21 protein-coding genes and 1 pseudogene are annotated in these 23,502 nt (G+C 68.7%); 5 read left to right on the forward strand and 17 right to left on the reverse strand.

Annotated elements, in window-relative coordinates; all coding sequences use genetic code 11:
* Positions 1 to 3,993 (forward strand): type VII secretion protein EccCa, encoded by a 3,993-nt coding sequence (gene eccCa, locus BN1701_RS23180; RefSeq protein ID WP_054052167.1) that lies wholly within the window; start codon positions 1 to 3, stop codon positions 3,991 to 3,993.
* Between the two features lie 87 nt (positions 3,994 to 4,080).
* Here the strand turns inward: eccCa and BN1701_RS35940 are convergent, their stop codons facing one another.
* The 3 genes from BN1701_RS35940 to eccB form a co-directional block, all read right to left on the reverse strand.
* A complete protein-coding gene (locus BN1701_RS35940) occupies positions 4,081 to 5,286 on the reverse strand; it encodes a WXG100 family type VII secretion target (RefSeq protein WP_157368177.1) in 1,206 nt (401 codons plus the stop codon).
* Positions 5,287 to 5,321: 35 nt separating this feature from the next.
* Entirely contained in the window at positions 5,322 to 5,636 is a 315-nt protein-coding gene (locus tag BN1701_RS23190) for a hypothetical protein (protein WP_054052169.1), read from the reverse strand.
* 70 nt (positions 5,637 to 5,706) lie between these two features.
* Complete coding sequence (gene eccB, locus BN1701_RS23195) at positions 5,707 to 7,323, reverse strand: type VII secretion protein EccB (protein ID WP_054052171.1); 1,617 nt, start codon at positions 7,321 to 7,323, stop codon at positions 5,707 to 5,709.
* A gap of 364 nt (positions 7,324 to 7,687) precedes the next feature.
* On the opposite strand from eccB, the gene eccE reads away from it, so the two are divergent.
* From eccE to BN1701_RS23215, 4 genes are all read left to right on the forward strand, one after another.
* Positions 7,688 to 8,872 carry a type VII secretion protein EccE gene (eccE, locus tag BN1701_RS23200; protein ID WP_054052173.1) on the forward strand — a complete coding sequence of 395 codons (1,185 nt, stop codon included), beginning with the start codon at positions 7,688 to 7,690 and terminating at the stop codon, positions 8,870 to 8,872.
* 59 nt (positions 8,873 to 8,931) lie between these two features.
* Complete coding sequence (locus tag BN1701_RS23205; RefSeq protein WP_054056068.1) at positions 8,932 to 9,600, forward strand: hypothetical protein; 669 nt, start codon at positions 8,932 to 8,934, stop codon at positions 9,598 to 9,600.
* Between the two features lie 352 nt (positions 9,601 to 9,952).
* A complete protein-coding gene (locus BN1701_RS23210) occupies positions 9,953 to 11,545 on the forward strand; it encodes a S8 family peptidase (RefSeq protein ID WP_054052175.1) in 1,593 nt (530 codons plus the stop codon).
* A 400-nt stretch (positions 11,546 to 11,945) separates the two neighbouring features.
* Complete coding sequence (locus tag BN1701_RS23215; protein ID WP_054052177.1) at positions 11,946 to 13,517, forward strand: S8 family peptidase; 1,572 nt, start codon at positions 11,946 to 11,948, stop codon at positions 13,515 to 13,517.
* Between the two features lie 121 nt (positions 13,518 to 13,638).
* Here the strand turns inward: BN1701_RS23215 and BN1701_RS35945 are convergent, their stop codons facing one another.
* From BN1701_RS35945 to secY, 14 genes and pseudogenes are all read right to left on the reverse strand, one after another.
* A complete protein-coding gene (locus BN1701_RS35945; protein WP_157368178.1) occupies positions 13,639 to 13,818 on the reverse strand; it encodes a hypothetical protein in 180 nt (59 codons plus the stop codon).
* Positions 13,819 to 13,901: 83 nt separating this feature from the next.
* The gene (locus tag BN1701_RS23220) at positions 13,902 to 15,071 is read right to left on the reverse strand and encodes a helix-turn-helix domain-containing protein (protein WP_054056069.1); all 1,170 of its coding nucleotides are present in this window, start codon (positions 15,069 to 15,071) and stop codon (positions 13,902 to 13,904) included.
* Positions 15,072 to 15,115: 44 nt separating this feature from the next.
* Positions 15,116 to 15,952: a tRNA pseudouridine(38-40) synthase TruA gene (gene truA, locus BN1701_RS23225; RefSeq protein ID WP_172803427.1), complete on the reverse strand. Its 837-nt coding sequence runs from the start codon at positions 15,950 to 15,952 to the stop codon at positions 15,116 to 15,118.
* 277 nt (positions 15,953 to 16,229) lie between these two features.
* A pseudogene (gene rplQ / locus BN1701_RS37505) lies at positions 16,230 to 16,638 on the reverse strand (50S ribosomal protein L17); the annotation flags it as partial.
* Between the two features lie 51 nt (positions 16,639 to 16,689).
* Positions 16,690 to 17,739: a DNA-directed RNA polymerase subunit alpha gene (locus tag BN1701_RS23235; RefSeq protein ID WP_054052183.1), complete on the reverse strand. Its 1,050-nt coding sequence runs from the start codon at positions 17,737 to 17,739 to the stop codon at positions 16,690 to 16,692.
* A gap of 91 nt (positions 17,740 to 17,830) precedes the next feature.
* Complete coding sequence (gene rpsD, locus BN1701_RS23240; RefSeq protein WP_054052185.1) at positions 17,831 to 18,436, reverse strand: 30S ribosomal protein S4; 606 nt, start codon at positions 18,434 to 18,436, stop codon at positions 17,831 to 17,833.
* A gap of 23 nt (positions 18,437 to 18,459) precedes the next feature.
* Positions 18,460 to 18,867: a 30S ribosomal protein S11 gene (gene rpsK, locus BN1701_RS23245; RefSeq protein ID WP_054052188.1), complete on the reverse strand. Its 408-nt coding sequence runs from the start codon at positions 18,865 to 18,867 to the stop codon at positions 18,460 to 18,462.
* 194 nt (positions 18,868 to 19,061) lie between these two features.
* Complete coding sequence (rpsM, locus tag BN1701_RS23255) at positions 19,062 to 19,442, reverse strand: 30S ribosomal protein S13 (RefSeq protein WP_054052191.1); 381 nt, start codon at positions 19,440 to 19,442, stop codon at positions 19,062 to 19,064.
* Positions 19,443 to 19,628: 186 nt separating this feature from the next.
* Complete coding sequence (rpmJ, locus tag BN1701_RS23260; protein ID WP_018682809.1) at positions 19,629 to 19,742, reverse strand: 50S ribosomal protein L36; 114 nt, start codon at positions 19,740 to 19,742, stop codon at positions 19,629 to 19,631.
* Positions 19,743 to 19,825: 83 nt separating this feature from the next.
* Entirely contained in the window at positions 19,826 to 20,047 is a 222-nt protein-coding gene (infA, locus tag BN1701_RS23265; RefSeq protein WP_005166804.1) for a translation initiation factor IF-1, read from the reverse strand.
* Positions 20,048 to 20,220: 173 nt separating this feature from the next.
* Positions 20,221 to 20,790 (reverse strand): Uma2 family endonuclease, encoded by a 570-nt coding sequence (locus BN1701_RS34595; protein WP_054052193.1) that lies wholly within the window; start codon positions 20,788 to 20,790, stop codon positions 20,221 to 20,223.
* Between the two features lie 9 nt (positions 20,791 to 20,799).
* Positions 20,800 to 21,570 carry a type I methionyl aminopeptidase gene (gene map, locus BN1701_RS23275; RefSeq protein ID WP_054056070.1) on the reverse strand — a complete coding sequence of 257 codons (771 nt, stop codon included), beginning with the start codon at positions 21,568 to 21,570 and terminating at the stop codon, positions 20,800 to 20,802.
* A 56-nt stretch (positions 21,571 to 21,626) separates the two neighbouring features.
* Positions 21,627 to 22,181, reverse strand: a complete 555-nt coding sequence (locus BN1701_RS23280; protein WP_054052196.1) for an adenylate kinase — start codon at positions 22,179 to 22,181, stop codon at positions 21,627 to 21,629.
* On the reverse strand, positions 22,178 to 23,479 hold the full coding sequence (gene secY / locus BN1701_RS23285) for a preprotein translocase subunit SecY (protein WP_054052198.1): 1,302 nt from the start codon (positions 23,477 to 23,479) through the stop codon (positions 22,178 to 22,180). Before secY ends, BN1701_RS23280 begins: the two co-directional genes overlap by 4 nt.
* Positions 23,480 to 23,502: the final 23 nt, after the last annotated feature.

The raw sequence follows: 23,502 nt of genomic DNA on the forward strand, positions 1-23,502 counted from the left end.
GTGAGCACGCTGCAGTTCAAGCGTTCGCCCCGGCTTGCCGCGCCGCGGCAGCCGGGTGGCGAGGTCCACCTCGAGCCGCCGCCCGAGGTGCCCAGGGTGATCCCGGGCAACATCGTCATGAAGCTGCTTCCCGGCGTCATGATCGTGATGTCCATCGGCATGATGGTCTTCATGTTCCAGGTGGGCGGGCGAAACCCCACCTCCCTGCTGTTCGGCGGCATGTTCCTGATGTCGACCGTCGGCATGATGGCGGGCAGCGGCGGCGGGCGTGGCGGCGGCCAGAAGAAGGCCGAGATGAACGAGGACCGCAAGGACTACCTGCGCTACCTCGGCCAGATGCGCGACCGGGCCCGCGAGGCCAGCCTCGACCAGCGCGCCTCCCTGGAGTGGACCCACCCCGACCCGCAGGCCCTGTGGTCGATCGCCACGAGCAGGCGCATGTGGGAACGCCGCCAGGCCGACCCGGACTTCTGCCACCTGCGCGCGGGCCGCGGCTCGCAGCGGCTGGCCACCCGGCTCGTGCCGCCGCAGACCGGCCCTGTCGACGAGTTGGAGCCGATCGCCACGCTGGCGCTGCGCCGGTTCGTCCGCGCGCACTCGATCGTGCCCGAGCTGCCCATCCAGGTCGCCATCCGTGGGTTCGCCGCGGTCGGCCTGTCCGGCGACCGCGAGCTGACCCGCGGCCTTGCCCGCGCCCTGATCTCCCAGCTCGTCACCTTCCACACCCCCGACGACGTGCTGATCGCCGTGGTCACCGCGGGCAAGGCCAAGCAGGAGTGGGAGTGGGCGAAGTGGCTGCCGCACGCCCAGCACCCGTCCCTGGTCGACGGCATCGGCCAGCTGCGGATGATGGCGGGCTCGCTGGCCCAGATCGAGGAATGGCTCGACGAGGAGCTGCGCGACCGGCAGCGGTTCACCCGCAACGCCCCGCCCCAGCCCGACCAGCCGCACATCGTGATCGTCATCGATGACGGCGAGGTCACCCGCGAGGAGCAGATTCTCCTGGAGGAGGGTCTGGTCGGCGTCACGCTGATGGACCTGTCCGACTGCCTCGGCAACCTCACCGCCCGGCGCGGCCTGCGCCTGGTCGTCGAGGAAGATCGCCTCGGCGCGCGCAGCGCCAGCGGCGTGGAGTGGTTCGCCAACCCCGACAACCTCAGCGTCGCCGAGGGCGAAGCCCTGGCCCGCAAGCTCTCGCCGTATCGGCTCAGCGCCACGGCGGCCGACTCCGGCGACGACGAGCCGTTGAACGCCAACCCCACGCTGCTCGAACTGCTCGGCATCCCGGGCGACCCGATGACCTTCGACGTGCAGCAGGCCTGGCGGCCGCGCCCGGTGCGCGACCGCTACCGGGTCCCGTTCGGCATCGGCGAGTTCGGCCAGTTCGTCGAACTCGACATCAAGGAAGCGGCGATGGAAGGCATGGGCCCGCACGGCCTGTGCATCGGCGCCACCGGTTCCGGCAAGTCCGAGTTCCTGCGCACGCTCGTGCTGGGCATGCTGGCGACGCACTCGTCCACGACGCTGAACTTCATCCTGGTCGACTTCAAGGGTGGTGCGACGTTCCTCGGTCTGGACGACGCGCCGCACGTCGCCGCGACGATCACCAACCTGCAGGGCGACCTGACCCTGGTCGACCGCATGAAGGACGCGCTGGCCGGTGAGATGAACCGGCGCCAGGAGGCGCTGAAGAACGGCGGCAACTTCAAGAACGTGTGGGAGTACGAGAAGGCCCGCGAGAACGGCGCCGACCTCGATCCGCTGCCCGCGCTGTTCATCGTCGTCGACGAGTTCTCCGAGCTGCTGTCGGCCAAGCCCGACTTCATCGACCTGTTCGTCGCCGTCGGCCGACTGGGCCGCTCGCTGCAGATGCACATGCTGCTCGCCTCGCAGCGGCTCGAAGAGGGCAAGCTGCGCGGCCTGGACTCCCACCTGTCCTACCGGATCGGCCTCAAGACGTTCTCCGCCGCCGAGTCGCGCGCCGCGATCGGCGTGCCGGACGCGTTCGAACTGCCGTCGGTCCCCGGCTCGGGCTACCTCAAGTACGACACGAGCACGATGGTCCGGTTCAAGGCCGCCTACGTCTCCGGGCCGTACCGCCCGGCGGGCATGCAGGCCGCCGGGCCCGCCGCGGCGGTCAGCGGCGATCGGCGCGCGAAGCTGTTCGTGCCCGACTATGTCGAGATCCCCAAGGAACCCGAGAAGCCGCTCGAACCGGTCGTCGAGGAGAAGAAGCCCGAGGGCGGCACCGAGGCCAGCGAGCTCGACGTCATCGTCGGCAGGCTCATCGGCCAGGGCCCGCCCGCGCACGAGGTGTGGCTGCCGCCGCTCAACGAGCCCAACTCGCTCGACACGCTGTTCCCGCCGCTGCAGCCCACCGAGGACCGCGGCCTGTCGCCGGTCGGCTTCTACGGCAACGGCAGGCTCCAGGTGCCGCTGGGCATCATCGACAAGCCGTTCGAGCAGCGCCGCGACCTGCTGTGGGCCGACTTCTCCGGCGCGGCGGGCCACGCGGCCATCGCGGGCGGCCCGCAGTCGGGTAAGTCGATGATGCTGCGCACGCTGATCATGTCGATGGCGCTGACCCACACCGCCGAGGAAGTGCAGTTCTACTGCCTCGACCTCGGTGGCGGCACGATGGGCACGCTCGACAGCCTGCCGCACGTCGGTGGCGTCGCCGGGCGTATCGACCCGGACAAGGCCCGCCGCATGGTCGCCGAGGTCGTGAGCCTGGTGTCCACCCGCGAGCAGCTCTTCCGCGACCTGGGCATCGACTCGATGACCGACTTCCGCAACCGCAAGCGGCGCGGCGAGATCAAGGAAGACCCGTTCGGCGACGTCTTCCTGATCGTCGACGGCTGGCTGAACTTCCGCCAGGAGTTCGAGTCGCTGGAGATGCAGGTCGTCAACCTGGCCGCGCAGGGACTGTCCTACGGCATCCACGTGATCGTGGCCGCCAACCGCTGGGCCGAGATCCGCCCCGCGCTCAAGGACCTGCTCGGCACCCGGTTCGAGCTGCGCCTCGGCGACCCGAGCGAGTCCGATGTGGACCGTCGGGTCGCGGTCAACATCCCGGCGGGCCGCCCCGGCCGCGGCCTGTCGCGCGACAAGCTGCACTTCCTCACCGGCCTGCCCCGCATCGACGGGTCGAGCAATCCCGAGGACGTCGCGGGCGGCGTCCAGGACGCCGTAGCCAAGATCAAGGCCGCCTGGCGCGGCCGCACGGCGCCCAGGGTCCGCCTGCTGCCCGAGGTCATCTCCTACGAGGACCTGCTGGCCCAGGACACCCGCCGCGACAGCAAACTGGTCCCGATCGGCGTCGACGAGAACGAACTGGCCCCGGTCTACCTCGACTTCGACGCCGAGCCGCACTTCATGGCCTTCGCCGAGGGCGAGTCCGGCAAGACGAACCTGATCCGCAACATCGTGCGCGGCATCATGGACCGCTACACCCCACAGGAAGCGGTCATCCTGCTGGTCGACTACCGGCGCACCATGCTGGGCTTCATCGACACCAACCACCTGCTCGGCTACGCGGTGTCGTCCAACCAGCTCAACGACATGGTCAAGGACGTCCGCGGCTCGATGCTCAAGCGGCTCCCCGGCCCCGACGTCACCCAGGAACAGTTGAAGAACCGCTCCTGGTGGAAGGGCCCGGAACTGTTCGTCATCGTCGACGACTACGACTTGGTCGCCCCACAAGGAAACAACCCGCTCCAACCCTTGTCGGAGTTCCTCCCCCAAGCCAAGGACGTTGGCCTGCACATGATCGCCGCCCGCCGCTCCGGCGGCGCCTCGCGAGCCATGTTCGACCCGATCCTCGGCAAACTGCGCGAGATCGCGAGCCCCGGCATCGTCATGAGCGGCAGCAAGGACGAGGGCGCCCTCCTGGGCACCGTCAAGCCGTCGGCGATGCCACCCGGCCGCGGCACCTTGGTCAGCCGCAAGGTGGGCCAAGCCCTCATGCACGTGTCGTGGATTCCCCCGGAGTAACCGCGAGACCACGGCGGGCCTTGATCCGATAGTGGATCAAGGCCCGCCGTGTTTCTGTCGGTTGCCCAGTGCGGCTCGCCGCTGGGATCAGTCGTCTTCGCCGATGACCGCCGGGGAAGTCTTGGTGGGCTTGCCGAAGATGTCCTCTGGGTTGCCCACCACCCGGTTGCGCGACTTGTGTTCGGCGTCGCCGCCTTGTTGGCCGCCGCCCATTCCGCCCATGCCGCCCATCATGGGCATGCCGCCCCCGAGGCCGCCCGCGGCACGGCCGCCGCCCGCCGCGGCGCCGCCCGTGTTGGCCGCCGCGGCGGGGAGACCAGCGGCGGCACCGCCCGCGGCCTCGCCCGCGTAGACGTAGCCGCCGGGTTGAGGCGGATTGACGCTCCCAGCGCCGCCGCCCATGGCACCAGCGCCACCACCGATCGCACCGCCACCGCCACCGCCCCCACCACCGCCGCCGCTTCCGGACTTGAGGGTGTCGGCGGGGGTCTCGGGCGTCTCGACCGTCGGGACGGCAGGCATTTCCGGGGTGTACGACCAGTTCGCGGCGGGCATGGTGTGCGGCATGGTGATCTTGTCGAAGACCGCGGAGCCGTCGACGCCCTCGCACAGCCGCACCAGGGCCTCCAGCACCTGCCGAACCGACTCGAACAGTTCCTTGGTCGGCCGCTTCATGTGGTCGAGGTACTGCCGGGTCCGCTCCTCGCCCTGGACCGGCAGGGTCATCGCCTCGGAGGCGGTTTCGGCGGCTTCGGCCAGCAGGCCCGCCATGTCGGTGACGATCTCGCGCAGGCCGTCGGCGGTGGCGTCGAGGACCTCGGCCATGGCGGCCATCGCGTCGGACATGTCGTGGCCCGCGAGGCCGACGCCGTTCATGTACTCGATGAAGGACTCGGCGTCGGCGCCCTGCCAGGCGGCGTCGAGGCCGCCGAGGGGCTTGGTGAGGTCGTCGGCGACCTTGTCCGCGTGCAGGCCCGCGGCGGCCCAGCGGGCGGCCTCGGCGTGCAGGTCGCTCCAGCGGCCGACGACCGGGGCGAAGTACTCCTCAACCGGGTCCGGCACACCCAGATCGACACAGAGGCGCTGGAGGAAGTCCAGGTAGGCGCTGACGTCGGCCTCGACATCGCGGCCGTCCGGACCGCCCTTCGGCTGCGGCGGCGGCACCAAGACGCGGCCAGGTTGATCCGCCGGAACCCGCTCACCACGCCACTCGGCGACCTCCGGCCGTGCGGCCACCCGCTCGACATCCCGCGCGCCAACGCGCCACTCGTCGGTGTGTCGGTCAGCGTTCATGGATCGGTCCGCCCCGCGCCTGTCCATCGGTCCCCCTACGCCTGGCCGCTGCGCTTGATCGTCTGCACGCTGTCCTCGTCGGACCCTCGGTAGGTGTCGGCGATGTCACCGAGGCTGCCCGCGGCGGACGCCAGCGACTCGACGGCCCGGGTGAGCTGCCCGCGCAGGACCTCGGCGGCCCGGCCGTACGACTCGGCGATACGCACCGTGCGGCCGAGTGAGCCGAACGACTCCGCGGTCAGCGGCGCGGTGTTGAGCAACTCCGACGCCGACGACAACGTGTCCGCGCCGACCGCGACCTTCTTCGCGTACCCGCTCACCCAGTCGGGATCGATCTTGATCGCAGCCATCGACGGCCAGCCTCCTCGAACGCCTTTTGTCCCGTCTGACGGTAGGCGGTCGAAGCCGGTTCCCGAAGTGTCAGCTCCCGGGCGCTTTAGGGGTGGTCGACGGGAACTGGCCCGGCGACGCGGGCACCGTGTCGAACGTCTGCTGCACATCCCGGGTGTTGAGGGACGCGCCGTTGGGCAGCAGGCGCACGATCGCGTCGGGGGCGGGGCGCTGGTTGCCCAGGCCCAGCGCGGCGGCCGTGCGGGCGTCTGGCACGCCGAACTTCACGCCGCGGTCGGAGACCAGGTAGATCGGGCCGGTGGTGAAGTCCTGTTTGGACGTCGACCCGCGCACCACCGCGGCCCGGCCGGGCGGCATGTAAAAGTGGTCGAGCCGCTGCCCGTCGGCGCTCGGGGTGCTGATCGGCACCGTGGCGGGCTGCCCGTTGGCCGCGCGGGGCAACGGAAGCTGCGTACCGACGTGGACCTCGGTGTGCTCGTCGGCGTCGGGGCCCGAACCCACCACGTTCCACGTCAGGCAGGCCACGGGGGCGTTGAGCGGGGCCAGCGCTTCGGGCACGACCTGCGGGAACGTGCGCTCGTCGAGGGTGCTCTTCGGCGGGTCCGACGGGATCTGGTCAGGCCGCACCGAAGCGATCTCCTCGCCGCCCGCCGTCACCGTGAAGCGGATCAGGTCGGCGGTGGTCTTCTTGATCTGCTGCACGCCGTCGCGCAGGATCACGAAGTAGTCGAACTGGCCCGCGCGCTCGATCTTGACCACCGAGCCGACCGGCAGGCCGTTGATGTTGATCTCACTGGGTCCGCCGCGGCCGGGGATGTCCGGCGACCTGAGCGCGGGCGCCTCCGGGATCGCGTTGAGCAAGCCGGTGGTGATCTTGCGCATCCGTTCTGGCCGCAGGTTCAGCGCGGACTTCACCCGGTTGTTGGTCATGTCGACCTCGGCGCGCACGGTGTTGGCGTTCTTGATGTTCGCCGTGGCCGGGGTGCGGTAGACGAGATAGACCTTCTTGTTCTCGGCCTCGACCAGCAGCGCTTCGCTCTCGGCCAGTTCGGCGCCGAAGTCGGTGTGCCCGGCGGCGACCGTCGTCTCGATCTTGCCCTGGCTGGTCGGGTCCGGGAGGCTGCGGTCGATGGCGTACTCGTCGCACACCGCCCAGTCGCCGCTGACCCGCTGGTCGTCCTTGGGCAGCATCTGCGGGCCGTCCGGGATGCCCGCGAGCCGCTCACGCGGGATGTCGACGAGCTTCTCGTCGGGGATCACGTCCGGCACCGCGGGTCCCGCGTTGCCGCCACCGCCGTCGTCGGTCTGGCTGCCGGGCTGCTGGGCGGCCCCGCCGTTGGTGCCGCGCGCCAGGAGCAGCAGGCGGGCCGACGCGAGGTTGAACGTCGGCACCAGCACCTTGCCCTTGGCGGTGTTGGTCAGCAGCACATAGACCGCGCCGGACGGCTTGGCGATGACGATGCCGTCCTTGTCCGGCGCCTTGGGCGCCGGACTGAGCAGGCCGTAGATCAGCACGCCGACCACGCAGACAGCGGCGATGCAGACACCCACGATGGTGGCCCTGGAATGGGTCCGCATCGGGTCGTGGAGCATCACCGCGTCCTTGCGTACCAGCGCGGACTGCATCCGGCGCAGCACGAAGCGGTATGCCTGAACCTGAGACTTCGTAGTCGGTGTTGATGGCATTCTCGGCCTGCTGCTCTCCCCGTCGCGGTACGGTTCCGCAGGATAGCCGTACGGCCGTCGCTGTATGTGGGTTCTCCACCAACCGGGGGGAATCGACGGCCCGACCGGGGCACGATGAGGGGAAGAGAACGAGCGGATGTCCGTGACCACTCCTCCGCGACAGGGCAGGACACCACCGCCGGGACGCCCCGGCCCAGGAGGTCCGGGCCGACCTGGCGGACCGGGTCCGGGCGGCCCTGGGGGGCCGGGCGGACCAGGTGGGCCCGGCGGGTCCCCTCCGGCCGCCGCGCAGCCACCGACCGGGCCGCGGACCAAAGTCGCGGCCCGCAGGCGCCACCGCGGCGCCAGCCTCGGCGCGCTGCCGGTGTCGAACCTGGTCGTGCTCGAGGTCGGCGTCGCGATCGGCCTTGTCCTGCTGGCGATCGATCTCAAACTGCTCTACGTCGCCATTGGCGTGGCGGGCGCGGCGCTGATCCTGGCGTTCCTGCGCTGGCGCGGCCGGTGGCTCACCCAGTGGATCGGCCTCACCACCCGCTACACGTTCCGCACGCACGCCAGGGTGACCAAGCCGCCAAGCCCGGTGACCATGGAGACCGTGGCCGCCGAGGACGGCGCCCAGGTAACCGGCCCCGACGACCCCAGGGTCAACCTGCTGCGGCTGGCGGTGCCTGACCTGGTCGTGGCGCACGCGGTCGACCACGAGCGCAAGCCGGTCGGCCTGGCCTGGCACGAGGGCACGTGGACCGCGGTGTTGCTGGTCGACCCGGCGCCCGCGCTGGTCAGCCAGGTCGGCTCGACGCCGAGCCTGCCGCTGGGCGCGCTGGCGCCCTGCCTGGAGGACCGCGGCGTGGTGCTCGACGCGATCCAGGTGATCTGGCACTGCTACCCCGGCAGCGTCGCGCTGCCACCCAGCTCACCCGCGCTGGCCTCGTATCTGGAGGTCCTCGGCCCGCTGGCGGCCGCGGCCCGGCGCACGACGTGGGTGGCCGTTCGGCTGGACCCGCGCCGCTGCCCGGCCGCGGTGCGCGAGCGCGGCGGCGGCGTCGTCGGCGCCCACCGCGCGCTCATCGGCGCGCTGTCGCGCGTGCGCAACGCGCTGGAGTCGCGCGGCGTGCCGACCCGGCCGCTGGACCCCGACGAGCTGCTCAAGGCCGGGATCTCGGCGGCCGAGCTGACCTCGGTCGCGGGGTCCAACACCAAGGTGTCGCTGCGCGAGCGGTGGACCGGGGTGACCGCGGCGGGCATCGGCCACGCCAGCTACGCGATCACCGGCTGGCCCCAGGGCAAGCTCGCCACCAGCCTCAACGCGCTCACCGGCGTGCGCGCGCTGTCGGCGACGGTGGCCATGTCGATCTCGCCGGGCAGCGACGAGGGCAAGGTCGGCCTGCGCGGGCTGGTCCGGGTCAGCGCCCGCAACCCCAACGAGCTCAGCGACGCCGACGACCGGCTCTCGACGATCTCCGACCGGATCGGCATCACCCTGACCCCGCTGCGCGGGCTCCAGGTCGCCGGGCTGGCCGCGACTCTGCCGCTTGGAGGGCAGGCGTGAGTAGTTCCTCCAGGCTTCTCGACACCCAGAGCGGCAACGCCGGGGTCGCGCCCGAGTTCATGGTCTCCCCGGAGATGCTCGACGCGGTCAGCCCATCGGGTGACCGTGGCGGGATGGTCCTGGGCTCCGGCCTGCAGGGCGAGCCGCTGACGATCTCCGCGCTGCGGCCCGCGCCGACCAGGATCGTGCTGGTCGGCGGGCTCTACCTGGCCCGCCAGGTGGCGCTGCGGGCGATGGCCGTCGGCGCGTGGGTGGTCGTGGCGACCGGGCGGCCAGCGTCGTGGCAGGTGCTGCAGAAGGCGGCGGGCAACGGCCCGGACGGCCGCCCGGCGCCCCTGGTGCAGATCCGCAGGCTCAGCCCGGTCGAGCTGCCCCGGCCGTCGGAGGACGGCCCGCTGCTGGTCGTGCACGACGGCGGCCCGACCCCGCAGGAACTGTTTCCGCCGCGTTCGCCATGGCAGACCACGGTGTACGTGCTGCCGTACATGCATCCGCAGGCGGGTGCGACGGCCAACGCCGCCGATCTGGTGCTGCTGCAGCGGCTGCCCGTCGGCCAGGCCCAGCTCGCGGCCCGGATTTGGCGGCTGCCGCCGCCGATGGTCCAGCAGCTCACCACGCTGGCCGACGACCAGGTCGTCGCCCTCGGCCGCAACCTGTGGCGCCCGCTGCGGCTGGTGACCACGCAGAAGGAACAGCAGATCCTCGGCCCGGTCCGCCGCGGCGACTGACTGAAGTCCCGACACCGCCCCCGACGCCACGGCGCCGGGGGCGGTGTCGTTTGGCGGCGGATGTCCACTTTGGGCGGACCGCCATTCCGGCGAACCAGACCCGTTCGACCGCGGCGAGACACACCCGTTCAGGCGTGTCAACTGGTCCACTTGGCGCAAATTTTGCCAGCGTTGGGGCTAAATGTTCATAAGAGGTCCGGCCGAAAACGTGCCAATACCTTGCGCCATCGAATTGACATGCGCAATCGTGAGTTTTGTTCGCAAGAACACCCAAACACCTCCGATAAGCACCCGACGCCCGCATGAGGGCTGAAGCGTCGTGCGCTTTCCCCTGCATTAAGGAGACCGTGCAATGGCAACGTCTCGCGCAAAGTCGCTACGGCGACTCGCCGGGATCGGCCTCGCCGCGGCGGCCACAGTCGCGGCAGGTATCGGCCTGACCGCGCCCGCCACCGCCGCCGAAGGCCAGATCCTCGGCGCCGACCGGCCCAACGTGCTGGACGGCAGCTACATCGTCGTGTTCAAGGACGGCCGCAGCGCCGCGTCCGCGGACGCACTGACCCAGCGCCACGGCGGCCAGGTCACCCACCGATTCACCACGCTCAACGGCTACGCGGCCAAGATGACCGCGCAGCAGGCCAAGCGGGTCGCGGGCGACTCGGAGGTCGCCTATGTCGAGGCCGACCAGATCATGCGGGCGAGCACCGACCAGCCCAACCCGACCTGGGGCCTGGACCGGTCCGACCAGCGCGACCTGCCCCTGAACAGCAGGTACTCGTACTCGACCACCGCGTCGAATGTGAACGCCTACATCATCGACACGGGCATCAACAACACCCACACCGACTTCGGCGGCCGCGCCAGGTCCGGCCGGGACACCGTCGACAACGACAACGACGCCACCGACTGCAACGGCCACGGCACGCACGTCGCCGGTTCGGTCGGCGGCAGCGCCTACGGCCTGGCCAAGGGCGTCAAGCTGATCGGCATCCGGGTGCTCGACTGCCAGGGTTCCGGCTCCAACGCGGGCGTCATCGCCGGTGTCGACTGGGTGACCTCCAACCACGCCAAGCCCGCCGTGGCGAACATGAGCCTCGGCGGCGGCGCCTCCACCGCGCTCGACGACGCGGTCAAGCGCTCCATCGCCGCCGGTGTGACCTACGCGGTCGCCTCCGGCAACGACAACAAGGACGCCTGCTCCGGCTCGCCCGCCAGGGTCCCCGCCGCGATCACGGTGAACGCGAGCAACCGCACCGACCAGCGCGCGAGCTTCTCCAACTTCGGCTCGTGCACCGACATCTTCGCCCCCGGCCAGGACATCACCTCGGCGTGGATCGGCGGCAGCTCCGCGACCAAGACGATCAGCGGCACGTCGATGGCGACGCCGCACGTCGCGGGCGGTATCGCGCTGTACCTGGCGGCCAACCCGCAGGCGACGCCCGCGCAGGTGGCCAGCGGCGTGCTCGGCGCGAGCACCCCGAACAAGATCAGCGGGGCCAACGGGTCGCCGAACAAGCTGCTCTACACGGTGTTCGGCGGGGGCAACCCCAACCCGACTCCCACGCCCACGCCGACGCCCACGCCCACGCCGGGCAACTGCGCGGCGGTCACCAACAACGACCGGGTCGACATCCCGGACGGCGGCGCGGCGGTCACCAGCTCGATCAGCATGTCCGGCTGCACCGGCGCGGCGTCGGCGACCAGCACGGTCACCGTCGACATCCGGCACACGTGGCGCGGTGACGTCGTCATCGACCTGATCGCCCCGGACGGCACGGCGTATCGGCTGAAGAATTCCAGCAACAGCGACTCCGCCGACAATGTCACCGGGACCGCGACGGTGAACCTGAGCTCCGAGCAGCCGAATGGCACCTGGAAACTCAAGGTGCAGGACATCGCGACCCAGGACACCGGCTATATCGCCTCCTGGACGCTCGACGTCTAAGCAAGACAATGCGTCCCGGACGGTCCCCATGCCGTCCGGGACGCATTTGTTTCGGTACTGTGAACGGGATTGTGTGGCACTGAATGGACACGGCCACACCCGTGAACGGGGCCCGCGACTACTGGCGGGTATCCACGCCGAACGTCGCAACTACGCTGATCAGCCCTGGTCTTGCTGCGACGTTCAGCAGTAAGGGAACCGCTGATCGCCGCAACCCATTGCCATAGATTGTAAATCTGTGGATAGAAACCGATCCCAAACGTTTGAAGTCTCTTGCGTGAATGAACGCCGTTGACCCAATGTTGTCTGCGTTCGCGCGAACACCTTCAGCACCTCCAAGACAGCACGCGGCCCAGCGTGAGGGCAGCGCCGCGTGCCCCTGGCCAAAGGAGACTGTGCAATGGGTATGTCTCGCGCCAAGTCGCTGCGGCGGCTGGCAGGCATAGGCCTCGCGACGGTCGCGACGGTCGCCTCGGCGATCACGCTCGCGCCCCCTGCGATCGCGGCGGAAGCCCAGATCCGCGGCGCCGACGCCGCGAACGTCGTCAAGGACAGCTACATCGTCGTCTTCAAGGACGACGCGCCTGCCCGCGGCGCTTCCGCCGACACCATGGCGGGCAAGTACGGCGGCAAGATCAACCACCGGTACTCGGCCGCGGTGAAGGGCTACGCGGCCGCGATGACCCAACAGCAGGCCAAGAAGGTCGCCGCCGACCCCCAGGTCGCCTATGTCGAAGCCGACCAGGTCATGAGCATCGCGGCCGACCAACTCAACCCGCCGTCGTGGGGCCTTGACCGCGTCGACCAGCGGGACTTGCCGCTGAACCAGAAGTACACGTACGCGACCACCGCGTCGAACGTGAACGCCTACATCATCGACACCGGCATCAACCTGACCCACAACGACTTCGGCGGCCGCGCGGTCAGCGGTCGGGACACCGTCGACAACGACAACGACGCCACCGACTGCCAGGGTCACGGCACCCACGTCGCGGGCACCGTCGGCGGCTCGGCCTACGGCCTGGCCAAGGGCGTGCGGCTGATCGCGGTCCGCGTGCTCAACTGCTCGGGCTCGGGCACCAACGCGGGTGTCATCGCGGGCATCGACTGGGTGACGGCCAACCACACCAAGCCCGCCGTGGCCAACATGAGCCTCGGCGGCGGCGCGTCGACGACCCTGGACGACGCCGTGCGCCGCTCGATCACCGCGGGCGTCACCTACGCGGTGGCCTCTGGCAACTCCAACGCCAACGCCTGCAACTACTCCCCGGCCCGAGTCGCCGAGGCCCTGTCGGTGAACGCGAGCGACATCAACGACGCCCGCGCCTCGTTCTCCAACTTCGGCACCTGCACCGACCTGTTCGCCCCCGGCGTGAACATCACCTCGGCGTGGATCGGCGGCGCGGGCGCGACCAACACCATCAGCGGCACGTCGATGGCCTCCCCACACGTCGCGGGCGCCGCGGCGCTGTACCTGGCGGCCAACCCGTCGGCCACCCCGGCCACGGTGAACGCGGCCATCGTCAACGCCGCCACGCCCAACAAGATCACCAACCCGGGCACCGGCTCGGCGAACCGCCTGCTCTTCACCGGCTCCGGCACCACGCCGCCGCCCCCGCCCCCGGGCTGCGCCGCGGTGACCAACGGCAACGACGTGCAGATCCCGGACCTGAGCACGGTCAACAGCCCGATCACCATCTCGGGTTGCACCAGCACCCCGTCCACGGCGGCCACCATCGCCGTGAACATCGTCCACACCTGGCGCGGTGACCTGGTCATCGACCTGGTCGCCCCGGACGGCACCGCGTACCGGTTGAAGAACTCCAGCGGGAGCGACTCGGCCGACAACGTGATCGCCACGTACACGGCGAACCTGTCGTCGGAGACGGCGAACGGGACGTGGAACCTGCGGGTTCAGGACGTGGCCCGGTACGACGTCGGCTACATCAACAGCTGGACGCTTGACCTGTAATTAGGGGGTTCTGCACCCGGTCGGCCCTTCCCTGCTGGGGGCCGACCGGGTGCCTCCACGTGAGGTCACGACGGCAAGCGCGAGCAAAGGTTCGCGGCCAGGGCGACTTGTTCCGGCGTGGTCATCCGCGCCGCCATTCTCGGCGGGTCGGCCCGGATCGGCCCGAGTAGGCACGCAGCATCGTCACCACCGCGCGAAGTCGATAGTCCTCTTGCCGCCTCAATCGTCGTCGCGCGAACGCGGGTTCAAGCACGGCAGCCGCGACCGCGATCAGCGCGACGCTACCCAGCATGATCGTCATCCCTGTGTCCTCTCCTTGAGGACACGAGGATCGATCCCGGACAGCCGCGGACTTTGCCACCGTGGCAAAGTCGCCCGATCGAGTTATCTCCGCACACCTGCTCGATACGCCATCGCGCGGATCTCTCGCCCGATCGCGTCATCCCGCGCGTGCGCAAGGAGTTCGCCGATAGCGGCGCGGGTGAACGGGTGTCGGTGGATCCTGGCCGGTGAGATCCGTTCGGCGGCACGCAGCATCATGACGGCGTCGGCTCTGCGGGACGGGATCTTCGCCAACGCGCGGCCATAGTCGCGCCAGTAGGCGGATCTGCGCGTCGGCGATCGGAGGGCCGCCGGGTCCAACTGTTCCGCGATGTGAATGGCGTCCTCATGACGCCCCGATTCCAACGCCACCGCCATACGCCAGACGCCGACATTCGATGGGCCGAAACCGAACCAGAACTCGTTGCCGTCACCGACGTGGAGCGCGAGGTCGGCCGCATAGTCCAGCCGCGCGTCGACGTCCTCTCCCTTGGCGGCCGCGACCAGGGAACCAGCCAGCGCGAGCATCCCGCCTGCTTGCATTTCCGCAGGTCCGCCACGCCCTGGGTCAGCATCGGCGAGTACCCGCTCGGCCAAGTCGAACCCTCCGGCGCCGATCAATCCGAACGCCGTGCCGAATCCGCTGACCGCGCGATACAACGGCTCATCGAGGCGGTCGCTGGCCCGTTTGGCCAGGATCGAGGCCTGCCAGGCCAGGTCAAGGCTCGCCCCGATGTCTCCGAGCCACCCCTGGGTCCCTTGCACCTGGGTCAGCACCAACAAGCGCAGGATCGCCTGATCCCCAGTTCCCGTCACGAGGGTTGTGTAAAGATCGTTGATCAGCCCGGGTAGAGCCGCTCCAACCAGCGCGAATTCACAACTCTGCTGGTCATCGAGCACAGATGCGACGCGGTCGCGGAGTTCGTCGAGAGGCCGAACCTGGCCCATCGCCTCGCCGTAGGAAGCGGCTTGGAGCGCCGTACGAACGGGTCCGAGGGATCGTTCCTCCTCCACGTCACCGGGAGCGGCGAGCGCGACCGTGGTGATCTCGGTGGGCGCGACGTCCAGTGCCGTGGCCAGCGCGACGATCAGCGAGCGGCGATCCAGCGCACGTTTCCCGGATTCGAGACGGCTCAGGTACGACGGCGAGATACCTGCGAGGCCTGCGACCACCTCAAGTGATTTGCGCCGGGCATGGCGGATCTCGCGGAGCCGGTAACCGATCTCGTCCACCATGCGGGCCTTTCGCCTGGGTGACTCAACACCAGGCTACCGGCTCACCCGTTGAGCGTCCGGACCTTGCGGGTCGCCTCGGCGCGGGTGGCGAGTTCGTCGTCCGCCGGGTAATCCACTCCGATCAACGCCAGCCCGTGCGCAGGGGCAACCGTGATCGCGCTGGGGCGTTCGGTGGCGGTGAGCATGGAGCCGGGCCAGTCGACCGGTTTGCGGCCCTCACCGACCGCCAGCAACGCGCCGACGAGGCTGCGGACCATGGAATGACAGAACGCGTCCGCGGAGACGTACGCCGACAGCAAGCCGTCGGACGCGCAGGTCCATTCCAGACGTTGGAGTTCGCGGATCGTGGTGGCGCCGTCGCGGCGTTTGCAGAAGGCCACGAAGTCGTGTTCGCCGACCAACAGCGCTGACGCCGCATTCAAGGCGGACAGGTCCAGAGGTCGGGGCCAGGTGACCACGTGGCCGCGGACCAGCGGGTCCGCCGCGGCTTGGTTGTCACGGATTCGGTACACGTAGTGCCTTCGCAGTGCGCCGAAGCGGGCGTCGAAAGCCGAGGGGACTACGCGGATCGCGGGGACCCGGACGTCGGCGGGCAAGGCCCTGGCCAGCCGAGGGACCAAAGTGGACAGATCGACGTCGGCGGGCAGGTCGGTGTGCGCGACTTGGCCGGTGGCGTGCACCCCTGCATCCGTCCGGCCCGCGACGGTCAGGCGGACATCAACCCGCAGCACCATGGACAACGTGTCCTCCAGGACACCGCACACCGTCCGGCGCGACGGCTGGCGGGCCCAACCCGAGAAATCCGTGCCGTCATAAGCGATGTCGAGCCGAACGCGGACGAGCCCGCCGCCCCCGGAGGGGACAGCGGGCTCGTCCAGAGCGTGCGTCAGGACTCGTCCTCGGACGACTCCTCGCGCTGCGACGGCGGCAGCTGGAAGCCAGCGGCCTCGGCGGCCTCGGCGGTGGCGAACCACACCTCGGCGACCGTGCGGTCGTAGAACGTGCTGTCCGGCACGTGGTACAGCATCGAGTCGGCGTTGCCCTTGATCGGGAAGCCCTCGGGCTGCGCGTCGTCGGCCAGCGGAGCGTGCGAGCCCTCGCCGTAAGGAGCCTCGTCCGAAGCGGCCGCCTCGACGACAGCCTCCTCAGCCTTGGGCTTCTCGACGAACTTGGTCTTGCGGGCGGCCTCGGCCTCCGCGGTGACGGTCTTCTCGCTGATCAGCTCGATGACAGCCATCGCGGCGTTGTCGCCCTTACGCGGCATCGTCTTGGTGATGCGCGTGTAGCCACCGTTGCGGTCGCTGAAGAACGGGCCGATCTCGGTGCAGAGACGCTGAACGACGTCCTTGTCCCGGATGACCTTCATGATCTCGCGGCGGTTGTGCAGGTCGCCCCGCTTCGCCTTGGTGATCAGCTTCTCCGCGAGCGGACGCAGCCGACGGGCCTTGGCCTCGGTGGTCTTGATGCGGCCGTGCTGAAACAGCGAGGTGGCCAGGTTGGCCAGCAGCAGGCGCTCGTGGGCAGCGCCGCCGCCGAGACGAGCACCCTTGGTTGGGGTGGGCATTTCTAGCTCCTTGTGGAAATCCGCTGCTCAGCCAGTCCTAACAGGACTGGGTCAGAGCTGCTCCGTCTCTGCGTAGTCCTGGCCGTCGTCATTGCCGGTGTCCGCGCTGTCCGACCAGCCGTCGGAGGCGTAGTCCGCCGCGGCAGCCGTCGGGTCGAACCCGGGCGGGCTGTCCTTGAGCGCGAGACCGAGGCCGACGAGCTTCATCTTGACCTCGTCGATCGACTTCGCACCGAAGTTGCGGATGTCCAGCAGGTCCGCCTCGCTGCGCGAAACCAGTTCACCCACGGTGTGGATGCCCTCGCGCTTGAGGCAGTTGTAGGAGCGCACGGTGAGGTCGAGGTCCTCGATCGGCATCGCGTAGGCGGCGATGGTGTCCGCCTCCTGCGGCGAGGGGCCGATCTCGATGCCCTCGGCGTCGACGTTCAGCTCGCGGGCGAGTCCGAACAGCTCGACCAGCGTCTTGCCCGCGGACGCCACGGCGTCGCGCGGGGTGATCGACGGCTTGGTCTCGACGTCGAGGACCAGCTTGTCGAAGTCGGTCCGCTGCTCGACACGGGTGGCCTCGACCTTGTAGGTCACCTTGAGGACCGGCGAGTAGATCGAGTCGACCGGGATCCGGCCGATCTCCGCGCCCGCCTGCTTGTTCTGCACTGCCGGGACATAGCCGCGACCGCGCTCGACGACGAGCTCGATCTCCAGCTTGCCCTTGCCGTTCAGGGTGGCGATGTGCAGGTCGGGGTTGTGCACCGTGACACCGGCGGGGGGCACGATGTCCCCCGCGGTGACCTCACCGGGGCCCTGCTTGCGCAGGTACATCGTCACCGGCTCATCCTCCTCAGAGGAGACGACAAGCTCCTTGAGGTTGAGGATGACGTCGGTGACGTCCTCCTTGACACCCGGCACAGTGGTGAACTCGTGCAGCACACCGTCGATGCGGATGCTGGTCACCGAGGCGCCGGGGATCGAGGACAGCAGCGTGCGCCGGATCGAGTTGCCGAGCGTGTAGCCGAAGCCGGGCTCGAGGGGCTCGATGACGAAACGGGAGCGGGTCTCGTTGACCGGCTCCTCACCCAGGCTGGGTCGCTGTGAGATGAGCACTTCTTGGTTCTTCCTTCCCGAGGGCGTCCGCTATTTGACGCCAACCGAAATGGCGGGGCGGTGTCGATCGGCGACACCGCCCCGAAACGACTTACTTCGAGTAGTACTCGACGATGAGCTGCTCAGTGACCGGAACGTCGATCTGCGCGCGCTCGGGGAGCTGGTGGACCAGGATCCGCAGGTTGGACTGCACGACCTGCAGCCAGCCCGGGATCGGCCGGTCACCGTAGGACTCCTTGGCGGCCACGAACGGCAGGGTGCCCAGCGACTTCGGCTTGACGTCGATGATGTCGAACTTCGACACCTGGTAGCTGGGGATGTTCACCTTCTTGCCGTTCACCAGGAAGTGAGCGTGGCTCACCAGCTGGCGGGCCTGACGGCGCGTGCGGGCCAGGCCCGCACGGTAGATGACGTTGTCCAGGCGCGACTCCAGGATCTGCAGCAGGACCTCGCCGGTCTTGCCCTCGCGGCGAGCCGCTTCCTGGTAGTACTTGCGGAACTGGCGCTCAAGGATGCCGTAGGTGTAGCGCGCCTTCTGCTTCTCCTGGAGCTGAAGCAGGTACTCGCTCTCCTTGATCCGACCGCGGCCGTGCTGGCCGGGCGGGTACGGACGGCGCTCGAATGCCTGGTCTCCGCCGACAAGGTCGACCTTGAGACGACGCGAGATACGGGTCGCGGGCCCGGTGTAGCGTGCCATTTCTTGTTACTCCTCCCCGTTCCTCAGACCCGGCGCCGCTTGGGCGGGCGGCAGCCGTTGTGAGGCTGCGGGGTCACGTCCTGGATGGTGCCGACCTCGAGGCCCGCCGCCTGCAGCGAGCGGATCGCGGTCTCCCGGCCGGAGCCGGGGCCCTTGACGAACACGTCGACCTTCTTGACGCCGTGCTCGGCGGCCTTGCGGGCCGCGTTCTCGGCGGCCATCTGCGCGGCGAACGGCGTCGACTTGCGCGAGCCCTTGAAGCCCACGTGACCCGACGATGCCCACGCGATCACAGCACCGGTCGGGTCCGTGATGGACACGATGGTGTTGTTGAACGTGCTCTTGATGTGGGCGTGGCCGTGCGTGATGTTTTTCTTTTCCTTGCGCCGGACCTTCTTGACTCCGGCGCCGGTACGAGACTTCGGTGGCATGTTGTCGGGTTTCTCCTAGCTGGTGCGCGAGGTGGTGATGATGGGAGCTGCTTCGCGGATACGTGATCCCGCGTCCGTGTAGAGATCGCGCAGTGCCGCCGGGCGGGCGCACTTGGGCGCGACGGTGAGGGCGACGAACGCCCTGTTCCGTCGCCGCTGAGGAACAACGGCGACCACGGTCTCGCAGCTCTTGCTCACTTCTTTCCGGCCTTCTTCTTGCCGGCGACCGTCTTCTTCGGACCCTTGCGAGTGCGGGCGTTGGTCTTGGTCCGCTGACCGCGGACGGGCAGACCGCGGCGCCACCGCAGGCCCTCGTAACAGCCGATCTCGATCTTCCGGCGGATGTCGGCCTGAACCTCGCGGCGCAGGTCACCCTCGACCTTGTAGTTCTCTTCGATGAATTCCCGGAGCTTGCCAAGGTCCTCGTCGGAGAGGTCCTTGACCCGCAGGTCCGGGCTGATCTCGGTGGCGGCAAGCAGCTCCTTGGAGCGCGTGCGGCCGATCCCGAAGATGTAGGTCAGCGCGATCTCCATCCGCTTATCGCGGGGGAGGTCTACGCCGGCGAGTCGTGCCATGTCGGCGGTTTCTCCTCTAGTTTCGTCTTCAGGTCTTCTCCCCTACCGCCCCGCCGCCGACTCGTGGCTGCGAGACCCGGCCTGAAGTCCGGGCGTGAACCGGGTCCGTATGACCCGGCAGGTTCGGGAAGTTCGTCTGTGTAGCTGGTCGTCTTCAGATCAGGCGACGGTGTTGCAGGCGACTGCTCAGCCCTGGCGCTGCTTGTGGCGCAGGTTCTCGCAGATCACCATGACCCGGCCGTGACGGCGGATCACCTTGCACTTGTCGCAGATCTTCTTGACGCTCGGGTTGACCTTCACGTCTGCTTTCTCCTGCTTCGGCCGCGTGCCCCCGACTGTCCGGGAGCACCAGTAGTGGCTTCCCAGTCAGAGTGACTGGGGGGTCACTTGTAGCGGTAGACGATGCGGCCGCGGGACAGGTCGTAGGGCGAAAGCTCTACGACGACCCGGTCCTCGGGCAGGATGCGGATGTAGTGCTGCCGCATCTTGCCGCTGATGTGTGCCAGGACCTTGTGGCCGTTCTCCAACTCGACGCGGAACATCGCGTTGGGGAGTGGCTCGACCACGCGGCCTTCGACCTCGATGGCCCCGTCCTTCTTGCCCATGTCCTCCGCGTTTCGTGACAGTGTCGATTGTTCAGCCGAACACGGCACACGGCGGCGACTACTACACCATCGGGTGACACGCACGGCGAAACTGGCACTCGAATAGCACCAGCGGTCAAGTGTACGCGCCGGTCACAACGCGCCCAAATCGGGGTCTTGCCGCCCTGGGCGGTTCAGATGAACAGGTCGCGGAGATCGACCTTGACCGGGACCGGACCGGGCAGCACCTGTGGGTCGCCCGTCACCGCGATGTGGCGGTAGACCTCTCCGACCAGCTTGAACGCGGACAGCTCGCGGTGGTTCAGCTCGAAAGTCCACAGAAAGGGCACGCCTGCCGAGGCATACGCGGCGACCTTTGTTTCGCGCTCTTGGGGGGTGTTGCCTGGTGACCACACCTCGACGGCCAATTCGACGGTCACCGCCGGATGGGTCCTCGCGGTGGGCCTGGTGTTGAGGACGACGACATCCGGAATCAGCGCGATCCGTAAGGCCGAAGTGATCTCTACACCCACGCCGGTGATCGGGAACAGGTCGTCGGCGAGGCCCGCGTCGCCGACCGCCCCCCAAAGTACGCGGCAGAGCGCGTCGGTGGCGAACTGGTGTGGTCCACCTGGTGCAGGCGACACGAGGTGATAGCCCCAGATCAACTCGATGCGGCTGCCGTCGTCAGGGACCTCGATGGCACGCCAGTGCTCAACAGTGTTCGGGCCGATCGGATGCTGATACTCAGCGACAGCGGACACCCGGCCCGCCTATTCCGGGGCGGTGAGGACCCAGGGGCCGTCGTCGGTGACGGCGACGGTGTGTTCCCAGTGGGCGGCGCGGGTGCCGTCTGCGGTGACGACGGTCCAGCCGTCCTCCAGCTCGACGGTCTCCTCGGTGCCCAAGGTGAGCATGGGCTCGATGGCGATCGCCATGCCGACCTTCAGGCGCGGCCCCTTGCCCGGCTTGCCGTAGTTCGGCAGGAACGGGTCCATGTGCATGCTGCTGCCGATGCCGTGGCCGCCGTACTCACGGACGATGCCGTAGGTGCGGCCGTCGGCGCGCTCGGATCCGCGCACCGAGGTCTCCACCGCGTGGGAGATGTCGGTGAGGCGGTTGCCGGGGCGGATGGCCTGGATGCCGGCGAGCATCGACGCCCTGGTGGCGTCGGACAGGGCCTGGTCCTCGTCGCGGATGGTGCCGACGAAGAGGGTGACCGCCGAGTCGCCGTGCCACTCGTCGAGGATGGCGCCGCAGTCGACGGAGATCAGGTCGCCGTCGGCGAGGACCTGGGACCGGCTGGGGATGCCGTGGACGATCTGCTCGTTGACCGACGCGCAGATGCTCGCCGGGAAGCCGTGGTAGCCCTTGAAGGACGGCACGGCCCCGGCGTCGCGGATGGTCTGTTCGGCCAGTTCGTCCAGTTCGCCGGTGCTGACCCCGGCCTTGGCCGCGGCTGACACCGCGGCCAGGGCCTTCGCCACGACCAGGCCGGAGGCCCGCATGGCGTCGAGCTCACCCGGCGTCTTGATCTCGATCATTCGTGACTTCCAGGTTTGCATGGCCATGCGCAGGCCTGCGAAAACGCCACCGCCGCTCACGTCCGAGCGCGCAGCGAGTCCAGCACGCGGCCGGTGATCTCGTCGACTTCGCCCACCGCGTCGACGGTGATGAGCACGTCGGCGTAGTAGTCGAGCAGCGGGGCGGTCTCCGACCGGTAGACCTGCTGGCGGTGCCGGATGACGTCCTCGTTGTCGTCGGCGCGGCCGCGGGCGAGCAGGCGCTCGACCACGACGTCCTCGTCGACCCGGAACTCGACCACGGCGTCGATCTTGGTGTCCGACTTGGCCAGGATCTGCCCCAGCACGTCGGCCTGGCCCACGTTGCGCGGGAAGCCGTCGAGCAGGAAGCCGTCGCGGGCGTCCTCCTCGGCCAGCCGCTCGCGCACCATCTGGTTGGTCACCTCATCGGACACGAGCCCGCCAGAGTCAAGGATCGCCTTGACCTGCTGGCCGAGCTCGGTGTTGTTCGCGATGTGCGCCCGGAACAGGTCACCCGTGGAGATGTGCGGTACGCCGAGCTTGTGGCTCAGCGCGGTCGCCTGGGTGCCTTTGCCCGCTCCGGGCGGTCCAACGAGAACAACACGTGTCACTTGAGGAACCCTTCGTAGTTACGCTGCATGAGCTGGCTCTCGATCTGCTTCACCGTGTCGAGACCGACGCCGACCATGATCAGCACCGCGGTGCCGCCGAACGGGAAGTTCTGGTTCTGGCCCGTACCGGTCAGGTCGAGGAAGAAGTTCGGCAGAACGGCGATGATGCCGAGGTAGAGCGAACCGGGCAGGGTGATCCGGCTCAGCACGAAGCTCAGGTAGTCGGAGGTGGAACGTCCGGGGCGGATGCCCGGGATGAAGCCACCGAACTTCTTCATCTCGTCGGCACGCTCGGTCACGTTGAACGTGATCGTGATGTAGAAGTAGGTGAAGAAGATGATCAGCCCGAAGTAGACCCCGATGTGGACCCAGCTCGACTGGTCGGTCAGGTGGTTGGTGATGAAGCGCTGCCACCACGAGTCGCTGGTGCCCACGAGCCTGCTGATCAGGTCGGGCAGGTACAGCAGCGACGAGGCGAAGATGACCGGGATGACGCCCGCCTGGTTGACCTTGAGCGGCAGGTAGGTCGAGGTACCGCCGTACATGCGGCGCCCGATCATGCGCTTGGCGTACTGCACCGGGATGCGGCGCTGGCCCTGCTCGACGAAGACCACGCTGGCGATGATCAGCAGACCGAAGAGGCAGACGATGGCGAAGGTCAGTCCGCCCTTGTTGTCGAGGATGTTCTTGCCCTCGAACGGGATGCGGGCCGCGATGTTGACGAACATCAGCAGCGACATGCCGTTGCCGATACCACGCTCGGTGATCAGCTCGCCGAACCACATGATCACCGCGGTGCCCGCGGTCATGGTGGTGACGATGACGATCAGCGTGAAGGTGCTGCCGTTGGGGATGACGTCTTCGGGGCAGTTGCCGAACAGCTGGTCGCCGTTGGCCATGGCGACGATGCCGGTGGCCTGGAGAACGGCGAGGGCGATGGTCAGGTAGCGGGTGTACTGCGTGAGCTTGCCCTGACCGGCCTGACCTTCCTTCTTGAGCTGTTCGAAACGGGGGATGACCACGGTCAACAGCTGGACGATGATGCTCGCGGTGATGTAGGGCATGATCCCCAGCGCGAACACCGACAGCTGCAGAAGAGCACCGCCGCTGAACAAGTTCAGCAGTTGGAAGATGCCCTCAGACTGGACGCCCTCGATGCATTTCTTCACGTTCGGGTAGGACACGCCCGGTGACGGCAGCGCGGCGCCGACCCGGTAGACGGCGATGATGCCGAGCGTGAAAAGGATCTTGCGGCGCAGGTCCGGCGTCGCGAGAGCCGAGCGGAAGGCGCTGAGCACGCAAGAACCTCCATCGGCGTCAC

Source organism: Alloactinosynnema sp. L-07, assembly GCF_900070365.1.
Lineage (GTDB): Bacteria > Actinomycetota > Actinomycetes > Mycobacteriales > Pseudonocardiaceae > Actinokineospora.

Bases quoted from the DNA above. Each gene is read 5' to 3' on its own strand.
- BN1701_RS35940 (WP_157368177.1), bottom strand. From the start codon at position 5,286: ATGAACGCTGACCGACACACCGACGAGTGGCGCGTTGGCGCGCGGGAT.
- BN1701_RS23190 (WP_054052169.1), bottom strand. From the start codon at position 5,636: ATGGCTGCGATCAAGATCGATCCCGACTGGGTGAGCGGGTACGCGAAG.
- eccB (WP_054052171.1), bottom strand. From the start codon at position 7,323: ATGCCATCAACACCGACTACGAAGTCTCAGGTTCAGGCATACCGCTTC.
- BN1701_RS23205 (WP_054056068.1), top strand. From the start codon at position 8,932: ATGGTCTCCCCGGAGATGCTCGACGCGGTCAGCCCATCGGGTGACCGT.
- BN1701_RS23210 (WP_054052175.1), top strand. From the start codon at position 9,953: ATGGCAACGTCTCGCGCAAAGTCGCTACGGCGACTCGCCGGGATCGGC.
- BN1701_RS23215 (WP_054052177.1), top strand. From the start codon at position 11,946: ATGGGTATGTCTCGCGCCAAGTCGCTGCGGCGGCTGGCAGGCATAGGC.
- BN1701_RS35945 (WP_157368178.1), bottom strand. From the start codon at position 13,818: ATGACGATCATGCTGGGTAGCGTCGCGCTGATCGCGGTCGCGGCTGCC.
- rpsD (WP_054052185.1), bottom strand. From the start codon at position 18,436: ATGGCACGCTACACCGGGCCCGCGACCCGTATCTCGCGTCGTCTCAAG.
- rpsK (WP_054052188.1), bottom strand. From the start codon at position 18,867: ATGCCACCGAAGTCTCGTACCGGCGCCGGAGTCAAGAAGGTCCGGCGC.
- rpsM (WP_054052191.1), bottom strand. From the start codon at position 19,442: ATGGCACGACTCGCCGGCGTAGACCTCCCCCGCGATAAGCGGATGGAG.
- infA (WP_005166804.1), bottom strand. From the start codon at position 20,047: ATGGGCAAGAAGGACGGGGCCATCGAGGTCGAAGGCCGCGTGGTCGAG.
- map (WP_054056070.1), bottom strand. From the start codon at position 21,570: ATGATCGAGATCAAGACGCCGGGTGAGCTCGACGCCATGCGGGCCTCC.